Consider the following 14,139-nt stretch of genomic DNA (forward strand, 5'->3'; position numbering starts at 1 on the left):
CATAAAAATAAACACCAAAGGTGATAAATGATGAAGGGCGACCGCAAATACATTTTGATGTTTCTGTTGCCGGCGGCAGCATTTTTGACAATCTTTCTCTATTACCCGTTCTTCAAGAGCTTGTACTTGAGCTTCTTCCGAACAAGCGGATTTTATAGCAAAACGTTTGTTGGGTTCGACAACTATTCGCGTATGTTCAGTGACGATCTCCTTGGCGCCGCGACCCTTCATACTTTGGAATTGATGCTTTACGTCATCGTGTTCCAGGTGGGAATAGCATTACTGCTAGCCATTCTCGTCGACAATATCAAATGGGGCAAAGGCTTTTTCCGGATGGTGTTCTTCTTCCCTGTCGTCATCTCCGGTACGGCAATCGCTTTGCTGTTTGTGCTTTTTTACAATTTCCAATTCGGCTTGCTGAATACCATTTTGCAAGATATGGGCTTTAATAAAGTGAACTGGCTTAGTGAAAGTATGGCTTTGAAGGCTATAGCGATCCCGACCGTATGGCATTATGTCGGCTTTTACTTCGTATTGTTCCTGACCGCGATGTCCAAGATTCCATCCGATTTCTACGAAGCGGCTAAGCTTGAAGGTATTTCAGGCTTCAAAAAGACGTTCCTGCTGACAATTCCTCTCATTCTGAGCGATATCAAGGTTGTCATCACGCTGGCGATTACGGGTACGCTCAAAGTGTTCGAATTTATTTTCGTCCTGTCGAGGGGGCAGAACGGAACGGAAGTGCTGGGTACCTACATCTACAAGAAAGCGCTGGTAGACCAAAACTTCGGTTACGGTTCAACAATCGCGATTTATATCGTCGTATTCGGCGTCGTGCTGTCGCTGCTCGCGAACCGTCTTTTGAAACGGGATGAAATCACATACTAAGCTGGTATTAGGGGTGTACGACTATGCAATCAGTTACCGTTGTTAATAAGAAGCGGGTTCAGATCAAGCCCGGTATAATCTTCATTTATGTTGTGCTGTTCGGGTGGGCCCTGACGACGATTTATTCTTTGTTTTGGATCGTGAACAACTCGTTCAAAGTATCGCGGGATGTCATGAACAGCTCATTTAAACTCGCATTTGATCCTGTTATGGTTAACTATACAAATGCTTTCGACCGCATCAATATCGGCAGAAGTTATTTGAACAGCTTGATCATGTCCGGCGGCACGGTGCTGCTTGTGCTGTTGTTCGGCGGCCTTGCGGCTTACGTGCTCTCCAGGTTCCAATTCCGCGGCAGAAGAGCGCTGTTCTCCATTCTGTACGCCAGCTTGCTTATTCCGGCGTTTGCGACCGTCGTGCCTGTTTACGAGCTTCTGATTAAATGGGAGATCGTGAATACGTATGGGGGGTTGATTTTTCCGCAAACCGCAGGCAACTTGACCTTTGCGATTCTCGTGCTGGCAGGGTATATGTCGACGATCCCGAAGGAGCTGGAAGAAGCGGCGTTTATGGACGGCTGCAACCGCCTGACTCTCTTCATGCGGGTGCTTCTTCCGATCTCGCGACCGGCGTTCGCTTCGGCTGCGATCTTCGTCTTCTTGTGGTCCTACAACGATTTGTTCTCCGCTCTAATCTTCGTGAGCGCGGAAGAGGTTCGTCCGATCGTTGCCTTGCTGAGCGAGATCAGCTCGCAATACGGCACGGACTTCGGTCTGATGGCGACAGCCGTGTCGCTGACCGTTATTCCTGTGCTGATCGTGTATTTGTTTATCCAGAAATATATCGAGAAGGGCTTGACGGAAGGCGCGATCAAAGGCTAATGGTTCGTCGCGTGCTTGATAAATATGATTGCTTGCGCCATACAGCCACGCTGTAACCGGTAAGAACCCGGTTATGACGTGGCTGCGTGTGTTTGCGTAAGCCTCGGTCCTAGCGCTTCGGATCTGTCTTCTTATTCACGGTGTCGAAATTGCTGACTGATTTTGCGTCCTCGACATTATCGTTAACAAACGCCATATCCTGATTTTCGGCATTCATATTCGTCGTGCCTTTGTAGTTGCCTTTATGGTTTTGATTTTCCATAGGATGGTCACCTCCTCGCTTTGCATAGTATTGCCCGCGCGGGCCGGGACATTCAGGAAGACGGATCCGACGTTTGCCCTTTCAATGTGCAGGTCGCTAGGGTATAATGACGGAAGTTGTTTACTTTTCGGACAATAGGGAGTGTTTTGATACATGGCTTTGAAAGCAGGAATCGTGGGATTGCCGAACGTCGGCAAGTCTACCTTATTTAACGCGATTACGCAGGCGGGGGCGGAATCGGCCAACTATCCGTTCTGTACCATCGATCCGAACGTTGGGGTCGTAGAGGTTCCGGACGAACGTCTGAACAAGCTGGTTGAGCTGGTGCAGCCGAAGAGCATCGTGCCGACCGCTTTTGAATTCGTCGATATTGCCGGTCTGGTGGCCGGGGCGAGCAAAGGCGAAGGCCTGGGCAATAAGTTCCTTGCGCATATTCGCGAGGTCGACGCGATCGTGCATGTCGTCCGCTGCTTCCAGGACGAGAACATTACGCATGTCGCGGGCAAGGTCGATCCGATCAGCGACATTACGACCATTAATCTCGAGCTGATTCTGGCGGATCTCGATACGGTTGAGAAGCGCATCGAGCGCGCGCGCAAAAACCTGAAGGGCGGCGACAAGAAGGTCGCGCAAGAGGTTGAAGTGCTGGAGCGCCTGAAGGACACGCTGTTCAATGATAAGCCTGCGCGCAGCCTGGAGCTGTCGGATGACGAGAAGCTGCTTGTGCGCGACTTGCATCTGCTTACGATGAAGCCGGTGCTGTACGCGACGAACGTCAGCGAGGAAGAAGCCGCAAACTCCGACAGCAACGAATATGTGCAGCGGGTTCGCGAATTCGCGGCGCAGGAAGGCGCGGAGGTAGTGCCGATCAGCGCGAAGGTGGAATCGGAGATCGCCGAGCTGGAGGGCGAGGACAAGGAGATGTTCCTGCAGGAGCTCGGCATGGCGGAGTCCGGTTTGAACCGTCTCATTCGCGCCGCCTATAAGCTTCTTGGCTTGTATACGTATTTCACAGCCGGCGTGCAAGAGGTCCGCGCTTGGACGATTCGCAAAGGCACGAAAGCGCCGCAGGCGGCAGGCGTCATTCACACGGACTTTGAGCGCGGCTTTATCCGCGCGGAGGTTGTCTCGTACGAGGATCTGGCTGCGGCCGGCTCGATGGCTGCCGTGCGCGAGAAGGGGCAGCTGCGCCTGGAAGGCAAAGACTACGTGGTTCGCGACGGCGACGTTATGCATTTCCGTTTCAACGTTTAAACGGGATACGGAGGGGCTGCGCTTTTACCGGCGCTTGCTCCTATTGTGGATAGCGTGTGGGAAACCTCAAAAGGAGGTTCTCATGCGCTCTCTTTTTTAAGAAATAACGTCGATGTGGACAAGATGTGCACAGCTTGTGCACAACATGTGGACGAGTTGTGGATATTCCAGCGAATGTGGATAAATCCTCATATCGATACACCATTCGCAATGTGATATAATAAGGTATATCTTATGGAAATTAACAGAGGTGAAAAGACGTGTTTGACAAATTACAAGCACTCGCCGACCGCTATGAGAAGCTAAGCGAGCTTCTATGCGATCCGGACGTAGCCAGCGATCCGAAGCGGCTGCGGGATCTGTCCAAAGAGCAATCCGACCTGCAAGAGGCGCATGACGCCTATACGGAATATAAGCAAGTGAACGAACAGCTGGAGGACGCCAAGCTGATGCAAGGCGAGAAGCTGGACGACGAGATGCGCGAGATGGTGAAGATGGAAATCGAGGAGCTGTCCGCGCGCAAATCGGAGCTGGAAGAGAAAATGCGGATTCTGCTTCTGCCGAAGGACCCGAACGACGACAAGAACGTTATCGTCGAGATCCGCGGCGCGGCAGGCGGCGACGAAGCGGCATTGTTCGCTTACGAGCTGTACCGGATGTATACAAAGTATGCGGATTCCCAAGGCTGGAAGGTTGAGCTGATGGAATTTACCGAGAACGATCTCGGCGGCTTCAAAGAGGTTATTTTCTCGGTCAACGGCAAAGGCGCGTACAGCAAGCTGAAGTTCGAAAGCGGCGCGCACCGCGTGCAGCGCATCCCGGTTACGGAATCCGGCGGACGCATTCATACGTCGACCTCGACGGTTGCGGTGATGCCTGAGGTGGAAGAGGTGGAAGTGGAGATTCTGGATAAGGATATCCGGATCGACACCTTCTGTTCCAGCGGCGCGGGCGGCCAGTCCGTCAACACGACGAAGTCTGCGGTACGCGTGCTGCACGTGCCGACGGGCATTATGGCGACCTGCCAGGACGGCAAATCGCAGAACGATAACAAAGCGAAGGCGCTTCAAGTTCTTCGCGCGCGTATCTACGATATGCGCCGCCAAGAGGAAGAGGCGAAATACGCGGGCGAGCGGAAGAGCAAAGTGGGTACAGGCGACCGCAGCGAACGGATTCGCACGTACAACTTCCCGCAAAGCCGCGTAACCGATCATCGGATCAACCTGACGCTGCATCGCTTGGATTCCGTTATGAACGGCGATTTGGAGGATATTATCAATTCGCTGACGATTGCGGAGCAGGCGGAGGCGCTGGAGCGCGAGACGATGGGCGCGCAGGCGTAATATGCATGAACGAGTGCCGGTGTGCCGTGCGGTTTGCTGATCAGCAAGCGGCGCGGCGGGCCGGCTTTTTTGTGCAAGCAAACGAAGGGCTTGTCCGCATCCATAGGGAATGCCGGACTTCCTGCAAAACGTTTCAGGAGGAGATTCGATGACGGGTCAAGAAGGGCGGGGCGAAGATTGGTTTACCCCGGGAATGACGATTAGAGAGGCGCGAGACCGCGCGGCCGCCTGGCTGGATGCGCAGGGGGTCGAGGATGGCCGCAGCCAGGCGGAGCGCCTGCTCATGCATGTGCTGGGGCTTGAACGGGCGGCACTGCTGCTGGCCTGGCACGACCCCTTCCCCGCCGAGAAGGGGGAGGCCTGGACGGCGCTGGTGCGCCGCAGAGGGGCCGGCGAGCCGCTCCAGTACCTGATCGGCGAGGAGTGGTTCTACGGGCGTCCGTTCACGGTGACGCCCGCCGTGCTGATTCCGCGCCCCGAGACGGAGCTGCTCGTGGAAGCGGTGCTGGAAGCCGCCGACCGGCTGTGGCCTTCGGCGGCGGCTGACGCGAGCGCTGCGGCGCCGACGGTCGTCGACGTCGGCACCGGCAGCGGAGCCATCGCCGTGACGCTCGCCGCGCAGCGTCACGCTTGGCGCGTGTGCGCGTCCGACCTGTCGCCGGACGCGCTTGAAGTCGCCCGCGCGAACGCGGCCCGCCACGGCGTAGCGGGCCGACTCGCGTTCGCGCAGGGCGACCTGCTCGCGCCCTTCATCGCTACAGGGCGCGGCGGCGCGGCCGTCGATGGCGCGGAGGCGCGCGTCGACGTGCTCGTGAGCAATCCGCCGTACATTCCGTCGGCGGATATGCCGGGCCTCCAGCGCGAGGTGCGGGATTATGAGCCGCACCTCGCGCTGGAGGGCGGGGCGGACGGCATGGAGCCGTACCGCCGCATGCTGGAGCAGCTGCCGCTGCTCCCGGCCATGCCGCGCATCGTCGCCTTCGAGCTCGGCATGGGCCAGCCCCGCATCGTCGCCGAGCGGATGCGCGAGCTCGGCGCGTGGGACGAGATCCGCATCATCACCGACTACGGCGGGATCGAGCGGCATATTATCGCGGTGCGGACGAAGGAGTAAGCGGCGGCATCGTTAAGGGCTAAGATATGGAATGAAAAGCAGCAGCCTCCCGTCATGTATGGCACAAGGGAGGCTGCTGCTATGTCTATCTTCGTTATTTTGCTCGGAATTGGATGTATCGCTGCCGGTTATGATCAATACAAGAGGCCGGAATCGTCCTGGGAACCTCGCCGGATTACTCCGGCATCATGCCCGTCGCGATCGCGATACGGTTCCAGCCGTTGATCGTCACGATGGCCATAATCAGCTCGCTTAGCTGTTTGTTGTCGAAGTGGCGGGCGGCTTCATCGTAGACGCTGTCCGGCACATGGCTGCCCGCGATGAGCGTAACCGATTCCGTGAGGGCGAGCGCAGCTCGTTCCCTCTCCGAGAAATACGGCGTTTCCCTCCAAGCGTTGAGCGCATAGATGCGCTGCTCCGTTTCGCCCGCCTTTCTGGCGTCGACCGTATGCATATTGATGCAGAAAGCGCAGCCGTTGATTTGCGAAGCGCGTATTTTCACAAGCTCAATCAAGCTATGCTCCAGGCTGGACGAACGCACAAATTTCTCCAAGCCCGACATAGCTTCATAACCGCCGGGGAGTTCATTGAACAGCGACATTCTTGTTTTCATTCTCCATCACTCCTTGTCATCATCGCGCCGGAAGCCCTTGCGGCTTCGGCTCTCTTCTATGACAAGATAGCGTCCGCGTTTGTGACAGAGGTGAGCTTGTCGGGGTTCATCATGAGATAAATTTCTTCGATTTTTTCGCCCGCGCTGTCCCAGCGGAACGTCATAACGCGCGCCGGCTTACCGTCCTGCAGAAGGAGGAAGCCGGACTGTCCGTTAACGTAAGCGGGAATATAACCGCGCGCCGTGAGGCCTTTGCGCGAGAGCCCGGCGAAAAACGCGCCGATACGGTCTCGGCCTTTAATCGGGAAGATAGCCGCGCGCACCTTGCCGCCGCCGTCGGATACCATAACGGCGTCTTCCGTCAGCAGACCGATAAGCGACTCCGTATTTCCCATCTCCACCGCGTCGATAAACGCCTTCGCCAATTGATCCGCCCGTTCGCTTCGGAACGGGGGCACTTCGGCGGAGGCGCCGAGCTTTTCTTTGGCCCGGCTTAATATTTTGCGGCAGTTTGCTTCGGATTTCCCTACGATGTCGGCAATCTCATGGTAGTCGAACGCAAAGGTTTCGCGAAGCAAAAACACCGCCCTCTCTATACCGCTGAGCCGCTCCAGCACAACCAGCATCGCATAGGTGACGCTTTCGTTCCGTTCCGAATACGCCAAGGGATCGACCGGCGTGCCGCTCCCGCCGTACGTAACGTCCGGCTCCGGCAGCCAGTTGCCGACATACGTCTCCCTCCGTTTGCGGGCGGAGTTCAAAAGGTTCAAGCAGCGGTTGGTCGCCATGCGGACGAGAAACGCCTTCTCGTTCTGGATCGCATTTTGGTCAAGCTGATAATAGTCGAGGAAAATATCTTGAACGATGTCCTCCGCATCGCTCATCGAACCGAGCATTTGATAGGCTAGATTCGTAAGCAGCGGGCGGTACCTTTCGTAAGGCGATGCAGCGGTCATAAGCGCCAAGCCTCCTTCATTCGCGCGCCAACTCTATTTTTTAAAATTGATAGGTTTATAGAGCGGACAGTCCGGACATAATGACGGATAGAGACGTTCCGGAACGCAAGCAGACGCACCGGCGGGTGCGCGAGAGGAGCTTGTGTCATGTCCCGTACTTATTCCCTTTCATCCCATTATTCCGCTAGGCCGTATCGATTCCCTTACCGTAAATCCTATGGTTTTATTATAATGGCAATTATGGTTCTGATCATGAGCTGGGAAGCTCAAAAAATGGATGCTGCCGTCGTGCAGGGCGGCATTCCGGAAGAAGCGATCCGCCTGCGCATTCTGGCCAACTCGGACAGTCCGTCCGATCAGCTGGTGAAGCGTATTGTCCGCGATGAAATCGTAAAGGCGATGAACAGCTGGGCGGCCGGTCAGCAAACGATCGAGCAGGCTCGCGAAACGATCCGCACCAAGCTGCCGGAGCTGCAAGGCATTGTGGCGGATGTGCTGGCGAGCAGAGGCTTCTCGTATGACTCAACGGCTGAGCTCGGCATGGTGGAGTTCCCGACCAAAATGTACGGCAGCAAGGTGTATCCGGCCGGCGAATACGAAGCGCTGCTCATTACGATCGGCGAAGGCAAAGGGCAAAACTGGTGGTGCGTGCTGTTCCCTCCGCTTTGTTTCGTCGACGCGGCGACAGGCGAGGCTTCGGCGGCGTCGGCAGACGCGGAAGTCGCTGCGGCAGCTGCCGGCGATGACGCCGCCGTTCAGAAGGCATCTGCGGACAGCGCAGACGCAGGAGCGGGCGAAGCGCCGAAAGCGAAATTTTTCCTTTGGGAGCTGCTGCAATCGCTTATCGATTGGATCAAATCCTTGTTCTAGACGTTATAAACGCGAACACCGCACCTTCTGGGTTAGAAGAAGGTGCGGTTTATTTTTGTTGGTGCGGGGATATTGGTTTATAGGGCGCCTTTTACTGCTTGACCAGCCAGGAGCGCCGCGGCCGTATCTGCTTCTTCGAATGCTTTTGCCAATACGTTTTCTCTGCCCAAGACATAATTCCCCTGCGCGCGAATGATCTGATAGTCGATTCCCATGAAGTTGAACATCGATTTTAAATATTTGTGGGAGTACTCGACCTCCGAATACCAATCCTGGTTCGTATAAATGCCGTCGCTCGCTTGAATGACGAGAACGCTCCTGCCGTCGTTCAGCAAACCGACCGAGCCGTTTTCCGTGTAAGCGAATGTTTCTTTGGCGATCAAAATATTATCGATGTAATCTTTGAGCTTGGATGGCACATTAAAGTTATGAAGAGGCATGGCGATCACGTACCTCTTGGCGCTTTTGAACTGCCGGAGGATTTCCGACATGCGCGAGGAAAGCCGCTGCTCCTCCTCATTCAAGGGCATATTGCTCCTCGTTTTTTCTTGTATGCGCAAGAAGACTTGATCGATGTAAGGGATGGGTTCCCGGTACAATTGGATGTGCTCGATCGGTCCTTCCGGATTGCATGTTTTATAGGTCTCCAGAAAGCGGCGAAGCACGGACAAGCTTACGGAGGAATCGTCATCCACTTTCGGGTGAGCGTTGATTACGAGCAGTTTATCCATTATCGTTCTCTCCTTCTCTATATAGCTTTAAGTTTGCGTCATAGTATAGACAAATTAGCGGGGGATCTTGTGACAAGAGCAAAAGGAGTCTTTTTGTATGCGGCGAATCGCCTTGCGGCTTTTCCCGGACCCGTTCGATCTGGAAGCGAATGTGCTATAATAGCGGAGAAGTGGACATTATAGGCAAAAGCAAGGATTGAATAACATTATGATCGATACAAAATTATGGATGTTAGATGATCCGGAGTCCGCATCCGCGGATCCGGTCGGCGAAGCGGCGGAGATGCTCCGAAGCGGCGGGCTCGTCGCGTTTCCGACGGAGACGGTGTACGGGCTCGGCGCGGACGCGCGCAGCAGCGAGGCGGTCGCCGGTATTTTTAAAGCGAAGGGCCGGCCGTCGGATAATCCGCTGATTGTGCATATCGCAAGCGTCAGCCAGCTGGACGGGCTTGTGCTTCCTTACCCGAAGCTGGCCGAGGAGCTGATGGAGCGGTTCTGGCCGGGTCCGCTGACGCTGGTGCTGCCGGTCGTCCCCGATGCGCTGTCGCCGCTCGTGACAGCCGGTCTGCCGACGGTTGGCGTGCGGATGCCGGACCACCAAGTTGCGCTAGAGCTGCTGTCGCGCGCGGGTTGCCCTGTAGCGGCGCCAAGCGCGAACAAGTCCGGCAGGCCAAGCCCTACGCTGGCAAGCCATGTGGTCGAGGACCTGCGCGGCTTCATCGATGGCGTTCTCGATGGCGGAGCAACCGGCGTTGGGCTCGAATCGACCGTCATCGAGCTGGAGGATGAGCATACGATCCGTATTTTGCGCCCGGGCGGCGTGACGGAGGAAGCCTTCAGACAAGCCTGTCCCGACATCGGAGTCATTGGCGCCGGGGAGCAAGAGGACGCGGCTCTGCAGCCTCGTTCGCCGGGGATGAAATATACCCACTACGCTCCGAAGGGGGAGCTGACGGTCGTTCAGGGCGAGCCGGGCGACATTCCGGCTTATGTGAATCCGCTGGCGGAAGCCGCGAAGCTGCGCGGCGAGCTGACGGGCGTATTGGCGTTCAGCGAGAGGGTTCACGCCTACAACGCGGATTTGGTGCTGGACCTTGGAAGCGAAAGCAAGCTTGATGAAGCGGCGCGCCGGCTCTATGCGCTGCTTCGAAGGTTCGACGACGCCGGTATCAACCGGATCTGGTCCGAGGCTTGTTCGGACGAGGGGCTTGGCGGGGCGTTAATGAACCGCATGCAAAAGGCGGCCGGCGGAAGAGTGATTCGAATAGACAAGTAGTATGTTTGTCCCCATGCCCGCATATGTTGATTAGAGATTGCAGGCGGACATGGAGGGTTCTATTGATGGATGCTAGTGCTTATGCGGGACAATTTTTGACGCTGCTCATTATTGCGATGGCGCTTGGATTCGACGCGTTCTCGCTAGGTCTGGGTATCGGGCTTAAGGGGATCAGGCTGCTCGATATATTGAAGCTCGGCATCATCATTGCCTTGTTTCATATGATCATGCCGGTAGGCGGCATTTTGACGGGTCAGCTGGTCAGCGGTCTTCTTGGGAATGTGGCGACGATCGCGGCCGGCGTTCTGCTCATGCTGCTGGGCGGACATATGATCTACAGCTCGGTCCGCGGGGAGGACGTTCAATCCTTTAACCATCGTTCGCCGATAGGGCTGCTGGTGCTGGCCATGAGCGTCAGTGTGGATGCCTTTTCGGTTGGCGTTACGCTCGGCATGTTCTCCGCGGATATGTGGCTGACGATTCTGCTGTTCGGCTTGTTCGGGGGACTCATGTCGATGCTCGGTCTGCTGCTGGGAAGAAAGGTAAGCGGCAAGCTCGGGGAATATGGCGAAGCGTGCGGGGGCGCGATTTTGCTGGTGTTCGGTTTGCTTTTTATTATCTAGGTCCACCCGGAAAAACGTAAACGATCGAAAGGAGCTGGCCTCATGAAGCGAATCTTATTCATCTGTACAGGGAATACTTGCCGCTCGCCTATGGCGGAGGCGATTCTGCACCGGTTGGCGCATCAAAGACGAATGACGATTGCCGTCAGGTCGGCGGGCGTGTCGACCGTGGACGGCTTGCCGGTATCCTCGAACGCGCTGAATGCGCTCCGGGAACGCGGAATCGAGCATAAAGGCTCTTCAAAAGCGCTGACGGCGGAAGCCGTCGAATGGGCGGATCTTATTTTGACCATGACAGCCGCGCATAAGCGGGACCTGCTGCATTACTTCCCGGAGGCTGTAGATAAAACCTTTACGCTAAAGGAATTCGCCTACCAGGACGAAACGCTGTTGGGCGATATTTTGGAGCTGGAGGGCTTATACACGGAGATGCAGATGAAAAGCGCGCTCGGGCAGCAGCTTACGGCGGAGGAGAGGCAGCGGCTGCTGGAGCTGGAGAAGAAAATTCCGAGCTTCGATATCGCGGACCCATTCGGCGGCTCTCAGTCCGTCTATAACAGCTGCTCGGCGGAGATCGAGGAAGCGCTGCATAAGCTGCTGGACAAGCTCGCGAACCGGCGATAATCGGTTTGAATCGCGGGCGATTGATGATTGATTTCTTACTCCAATTGAGCTATGATGAGGGAGACAATAACGGTTTCCGATGTAACTGGCGACGGAAGTGGGCTAACCACGGTGGAGCATCGGAATATACGGCCGGTCGCCTGGGCAAAGAGCAGCATGCGAATAAGCATGTCATGCTCTTTTTTCGTCTTTTCGGGGAGAAACAGGTATACTAGCTTCATGGGGTTACATCGCTTATTTGCATGTCCATGATGGCTTCGGCCGCAAGGATAACGGACTACCAATTTGGGAAGGGTGTTTACATTGAAGATTGCAATTGGCGCCGACCATGGCGGATACCGACTGAAGGATGAGCTTGTTCCGATTATTGAAGCATTAGGTCATGAAATTGAAGATGTAGGCTGCAGCTGCGAGCAGTCCGTCGACTATCCGGACTACGCGCTGCCGGTGTGCGAGATGGTAACCAGCGGCAAAGCGGACCGCGGTATCCTGATTTGCGGCACGGGGATCGGCATGTCGATCGCGGCGAACAAGTATCCGGGCATTCGCTGCGCGCTCGTTCATGATATGTTTTCGGCGAAAGCGACTCGCGAGCATAACGACACCAACGTCCTTGCGATGGGCGAACGCGTAATTGGTCCTGGCGTTGCCGCCGAGATCGTGAAGATATGGCTCGAGACGCCTTTCTCGAACGCCGACCGCCATATCGGCCGGGTAAATAAGGTGATGGAGCTCGAGAAACGGTTCACGGTTCATCCTTAATCTTCGGGGAGGACTGCGATATGAGCATGAACCAGGAAATCAATGCCGTGCAAATCGCCGGCTTAGTCGAGCAAGCCGTCCGGGAGCTGACGCAGGCGGGCAAGATGCGGGCAGGGCAGCTGCTTGTTATCGGCGCCAGCACGAGCGAGGTTATGGGCCAGCGGATCGGCACGGCCGGTGCGGTCGAGACGGCAGCCGCCATTCACGCCGGCGTCGAGGCCGTTCGGAAGGAGATCGGCTTTGTTCCGGTCTACCAATGCTGCGAGCATTTGAACCGCGCGCTTGTGATCGATCACGATACCGCCGAACGGCTGGGTCTGGAGATCGTTCACGCTGTGCCTGTACCGAAAGCGGGAGGCTCTATGGCCGCCTATGCGTATGGGAAGCTAGAGTCGCCGTGCTTGGTGGAACGCATTGAAGCGCATGCGGGGATCGATATCGGCGATACGTTTATCGGGATGCATTTGAAGCGGGTGGCGGTTCCCGTCAGACCGACGAATAAGACGATCGGTTCGGCTCACGTGACGATGGCGATAACGCGGCCGAAGCTGATCGGCGGAGCGAGAGCGGTCTATGATGCGGAGCAGCGCCTGAATCCGGAGCAATCCGCTGAGCTTTGCGACTAATAGAAGGAAGCTTATGCTGCTTATGATGCAGTTTTGCTATACAAAACGTCCAGGGAGGAATTGAAAGTGGAACATTTACGCAAGCAAGACCCAGAGGTAATGAGAGCGCTTGGCCTGGAGCTTCAACGTCAGCGCGATAACATCGAGCTGATCGCGTCGGAGAACATCGTCAGCGAAGCGGTTCTCGAGGCAATGGGCTCCGTGCTCACGAACAAATATGCGGAAGGCTACCCGAGCAAGCGCTACTACGGCGGCTGCGAGCATGTTGACATCGTGGAAGACCTTGCGCGCGAACGCGCGAAGGAGCTGTTCGGCGCTGAGCATGCGAACGTTCAGCCGCATTCCGGCGCACAGGCGAACATGGCGGTATACTTGGCCGCGCTTCAGCCTGGCGACACCGTGCTCGGCATGAATCTGGCGCATGGCGGCCACCTCACGCACGGCAGCCCGGTCAACGCGTCCGGCTTGCTGTATAACTTCGTTGCATACGGCGTGCAGGAAGATTCCTTCACGATCGACTATGAAGAAGTGCGGAAGCTGGCGTTCAAGCATCGTCCTCGTCTGATCGTAGCTGGCGCAAGCGCATATCCGCGGATCATCGATTTCGAGAAGCTTGGTCAAATCGCGAATGAAGTCGGCGCGCTGTTTATGGTCGACATGGCGCATATCGCGGGTCTTGTAGCGGCAGGCTTGCATCCGAGCCCGGTTCCGCACGCTCATTTCGTAACAACGACGACGCACAAGACGCTCCGCGGTCCTCGCGGCGGTATGATTCTGTGCCTCAAAGCTTGGGCGGCAGCTATTGATAAGGCCGTGTTCCCAGGCTCCCAAGGCGGTCCGCTGATGCACATTATCGCGGCGAAGGCGGTAGCCTTCGGCGAAGCGCTGCAGCCTTCCTTCAAGGAATATGCGCAGAACGTCGTGAAAAACGCGAAGGTTCTGTCCGAAGAGCTGATGGCCAAAGGCATCAATATCGTATCCGGCGGTACGGATAACCATCTGATGCTCATCGATACGCGCAGCCTCAATATTACGGGCAAAGCGGCAGAGCATGTATTGGATCGAGTTGGCATTACCGTGAATAAAAATGCAATTCCATTCGACCCGACCAGCCCGTTTGTAACAAGCGGTATTCGGATCGGCACGCCGGCGGCAACTGCTCGCGGCATGAATGAAGAGGCGATGAAGGTCATTGCTGAGGTTATCGCGCTTGTTCTGAAAAATCCAGAGGACCAATCGGTCTTGGATAAAGCGACAGGCATGGTACGCGATTTGACCGCGAAGTTCCCGCTGTACCCGAACATGACCTATTAATA

16 protein-coding genes and 1 riboswitch are annotated in these 14,139 nt (G+C 56.0%); of the genes, 12 read left to right on the top strand and 4 right to left on the bottom strand.

Features of this window, described 5'->3' with window-relative positions; genetic code table 11:
• Positions 1–30 precede the first annotated feature (30 nt).
• Positions 31–888, top strand: a complete 858-nt coding sequence (locus D3P08_RS18010; RefSeq protein ID WP_119601102.1) for a carbohydrate ABC transporter permease — start codon at positions 31–33, stop codon at positions 886–888.
• 23 nt (positions 889–911) lie between these two features.
• Entirely contained in the window at positions 912–1,769 is an 858-nt protein-coding gene (locus D3P08_RS18015; RefSeq protein WP_119601103.1) for a carbohydrate ABC transporter permease, read from the top strand.
• Positions 1,770–1,878: 109 nt separating this feature from the next.
• Here the strand turns inward: D3P08_RS18015 and D3P08_RS27355 are convergent, their stop codons facing one another.
• On the bottom strand, positions 1,879–2,031 hold the full coding sequence (locus D3P08_RS27355) for a hypothetical protein (protein ID WP_162848523.1): 153 nt from the start codon (positions 2,029–2,031) through the stop codon (positions 1,879–1,881).
• A gap of 153 nt (positions 2,032–2,184) precedes the next feature.
• On the opposite strand from D3P08_RS27355, the gene ychF reads away from it, so the two are divergent.
• The 3 genes from ychF (at position 2,185) to prmC (ending at position 5,742) form a co-directional block, all read left to right on the top strand.
• Positions 2,185–3,285, top strand: coding sequence for a redox-regulated ATPase YchF (gene ychF, locus D3P08_RS18020; protein ID WP_119601104.1), 1,101 nt, complete (start codon positions 2,185–2,187; stop codon positions 3,283–3,285).
• Between the two features lie 260 nt (positions 3,286–3,545).
• Positions 3,546–4,628 (top strand): peptide chain release factor 1, encoded by a 1,083-nt coding sequence (gene prfA / locus D3P08_RS18025; protein WP_119601105.1) that lies wholly within the window; start codon positions 3,546–3,548, stop codon positions 4,626–4,628.
• 148 nt (positions 4,629–4,776) lie between these two features.
• Positions 4,777–5,742 carry a peptide chain release factor N(5)-glutamine methyltransferase gene (gene prmC, locus D3P08_RS18030; protein WP_119601106.1) on the top strand — a complete coding sequence of 322 codons (966 nt, stop codon included), beginning with the start codon at positions 4,777–4,779 and terminating at the stop codon, positions 5,740–5,742.
• Positions 5,743–5,917: 175 nt separating this feature from the next.
• On the opposite strand, the gene D3P08_RS18035 is transcribed toward prmC, so the two are convergent.
• Entirely contained in the window at positions 5,918–6,355 is a 438-nt protein-coding gene (locus D3P08_RS18035) for a carboxymuconolactone decarboxylase family protein (protein ID WP_119601107.1), read from the bottom strand.
• A gap of 56 nt (positions 6,356–6,411) precedes the next feature.
• Positions 6,412–7,311, bottom strand: coding sequence for an RNA polymerase sigma-70 factor (locus D3P08_RS18040; RefSeq protein WP_119601108.1), 900 nt, complete (start codon positions 7,309–7,311; stop codon positions 6,412–6,414).
• A gap of 147 nt (positions 7,312–7,458) precedes the next feature.
• Here D3P08_RS18040 and spoIIR point away from each other — a divergent pair, with 147 nt between their 5' ends.
• A complete protein-coding gene (gene spoIIR, locus D3P08_RS18045; RefSeq protein WP_206098975.1) occupies positions 7,459–8,181 on the top strand; it encodes a stage II sporulation protein R in 723 nt (240 codons plus the stop codon).
• A gap of 77 nt (positions 8,182–8,258) precedes the next feature.
• Here the strand turns inward: spoIIR and D3P08_RS18050 are convergent, their stop codons facing one another.
• Positions 8,259–8,912, bottom strand: a complete 654-nt coding sequence (locus D3P08_RS18050; RefSeq protein ID WP_119601109.1) for an FMN-dependent NADH-azoreductase — start codon at positions 8,910–8,912, stop codon at positions 8,259–8,261.
• A 208-nt stretch (positions 8,913–9,120) separates the two neighbouring features.
• On the opposite strand from D3P08_RS18050, the gene D3P08_RS18055 reads away from it, so the two are divergent.
• The 6 genes from D3P08_RS18055 to D3P08_RS18080 all read left to right on the top strand — a co-directional run bounded on the left by D3P08_RS18055 (position 9,121) and on the right by D3P08_RS18080 (position 14,137).
• Positions 9,121–10,188 carry an L-threonylcarbamoyladenylate synthase gene (locus D3P08_RS18055; protein ID WP_119601110.1) on the top strand — a complete coding sequence of 356 codons (1,068 nt, stop codon included), beginning with the start codon at positions 9,121–9,123 and terminating at the stop codon, positions 10,186–10,188.
• A 62-nt stretch (positions 10,189–10,250) separates the two neighbouring features.
• Complete coding sequence (locus tag D3P08_RS18060; protein ID WP_119601111.1) at positions 10,251–10,811, top strand: manganese efflux pump MntP; 561 nt, start codon at positions 10,251–10,253, stop codon at positions 10,809–10,811.
• A gap of 42 nt (positions 10,812–10,853) precedes the next feature.
• Positions 10,854–11,435: a low molecular weight protein arginine phosphatase gene (locus D3P08_RS18065; RefSeq protein ID WP_119601112.1), complete on the top strand. Its 582-nt coding sequence runs from the start codon at positions 10,854–10,856 to the stop codon at positions 11,433–11,435.
• Positions 11,436–11,506: 71 nt separating this feature from the next.
• Positions 11,507–11,588: riboswitch (ZMP/ZTP riboswitch) on the top strand.
• 150 nt (positions 11,589–11,738) lie between these two features.
• Positions 11,739–12,197 (top strand): ribose 5-phosphate isomerase B, encoded by a 459-nt coding sequence (gene rpiB, locus D3P08_RS18070; protein ID WP_119601113.1) that lies wholly within the window; start codon positions 11,739–11,741, stop codon positions 12,195–12,197.
• 26 nt (positions 12,198–12,223) lie between these two features.
• Positions 12,224–12,823 carry a TIGR01440 family protein gene (locus D3P08_RS18075; RefSeq protein ID WP_119601271.1) on the top strand — a complete coding sequence of 200 codons (600 nt, stop codon included), beginning with the start codon at positions 12,224–12,226 and terminating at the stop codon, positions 12,821–12,823.
• A gap of 66 nt (positions 12,824–12,889) precedes the next feature.
• Complete coding sequence (locus tag D3P08_RS18080; RefSeq protein WP_119601114.1) at positions 12,890–14,137, top strand: serine hydroxymethyltransferase; 1,248 nt, start codon at positions 12,890–12,892, stop codon at positions 14,135–14,137.
• The last annotated feature ends 2 nt before the right edge of the window (positions 14,138–14,139 follow it).

The organism is Paenibacillus nanensis (assembly GCF_003583765.1).
Classification (GTDB): domain Bacteria; phylum Bacillota; class Bacilli; order Paenibacillales; family Paenibacillaceae; genus Pristimantibacillus; species Pristimantibacillus nanensis.

Excerpts from the sequence above, each read along its gene's own strand:
- D3P08_RS18010 (WP_119601102.1), top strand. The coding sequence starts at position 31 with ATGAAGGGCGACCGCAAATACATTTTGATGTTTCTGTTGCCGGCGGCA.
- spoIIR (WP_206098975.1), top strand. The coding sequence starts at position 7,459 with ATGTCCCGTACTTATTCCCTTTCATCCCATTATTCCGCTAGGCCGTAT.
- prmC (WP_119601106.1), top strand. The coding sequence starts at position 4,777 with ATGACGGGTCAAGAAGGGCGGGGCGAAGATTGGTTTACCCCGGGAATG.
- D3P08_RS18065 (WP_119601112.1), top strand. The coding sequence starts at position 10,854 with ATGAAGCGAATCTTATTCATCTGTACAGGGAATACTTGCCGCTCGCCT.
- D3P08_RS18035 (WP_119601107.1), bottom strand. The coding sequence starts at position 6,355 with ATGAAAACAAGAATGTCGCTGTTCAATGAACTCCCCGGCGGTTATGAA.
- D3P08_RS18050 (WP_119601109.1), bottom strand. The coding sequence starts at position 8,912 with ATGGATAAACTGCTCGTAATCAACGCTCACCCGAAAGTGGATGACGAT.
- D3P08_RS18055 (WP_119601110.1), top strand. The coding sequence starts at position 9,121 with ATGATCGATACAAAATTATGGATGTTAGATGATCCGGAGTCCGCATCC.
- ychF (WP_119601104.1), top strand. The coding sequence starts at position 2,185 with ATGGCTTTGAAAGCAGGAATCGTGGGATTGCCGAACGTCGGCAAGTCT.
- D3P08_RS27355 (WP_162848523.1), bottom strand. The coding sequence starts at position 2,031 with ATGGAAAATCAAAACCATAAAGGCAACTACAAAGGCACGACGAATATG.
- D3P08_RS18040 (WP_119601108.1), bottom strand. The coding sequence starts at position 7,311 with ATGACCGCTGCATCGCCTTACGAAAGGTACCGCCCGCTGCTTACGAAT.
- D3P08_RS18015 (WP_119601103.1), top strand. The coding sequence starts at position 912 with ATGCAATCAGTTACCGTTGTTAATAAGAAGCGGGTTCAGATCAAGCCC.
- D3P08_RS18075 (WP_119601271.1), top strand. The coding sequence starts at position 12,224 with ATGAACCAGGAAATCAATGCCGTGCAAATCGCCGGCTTAGTCGAGCAA.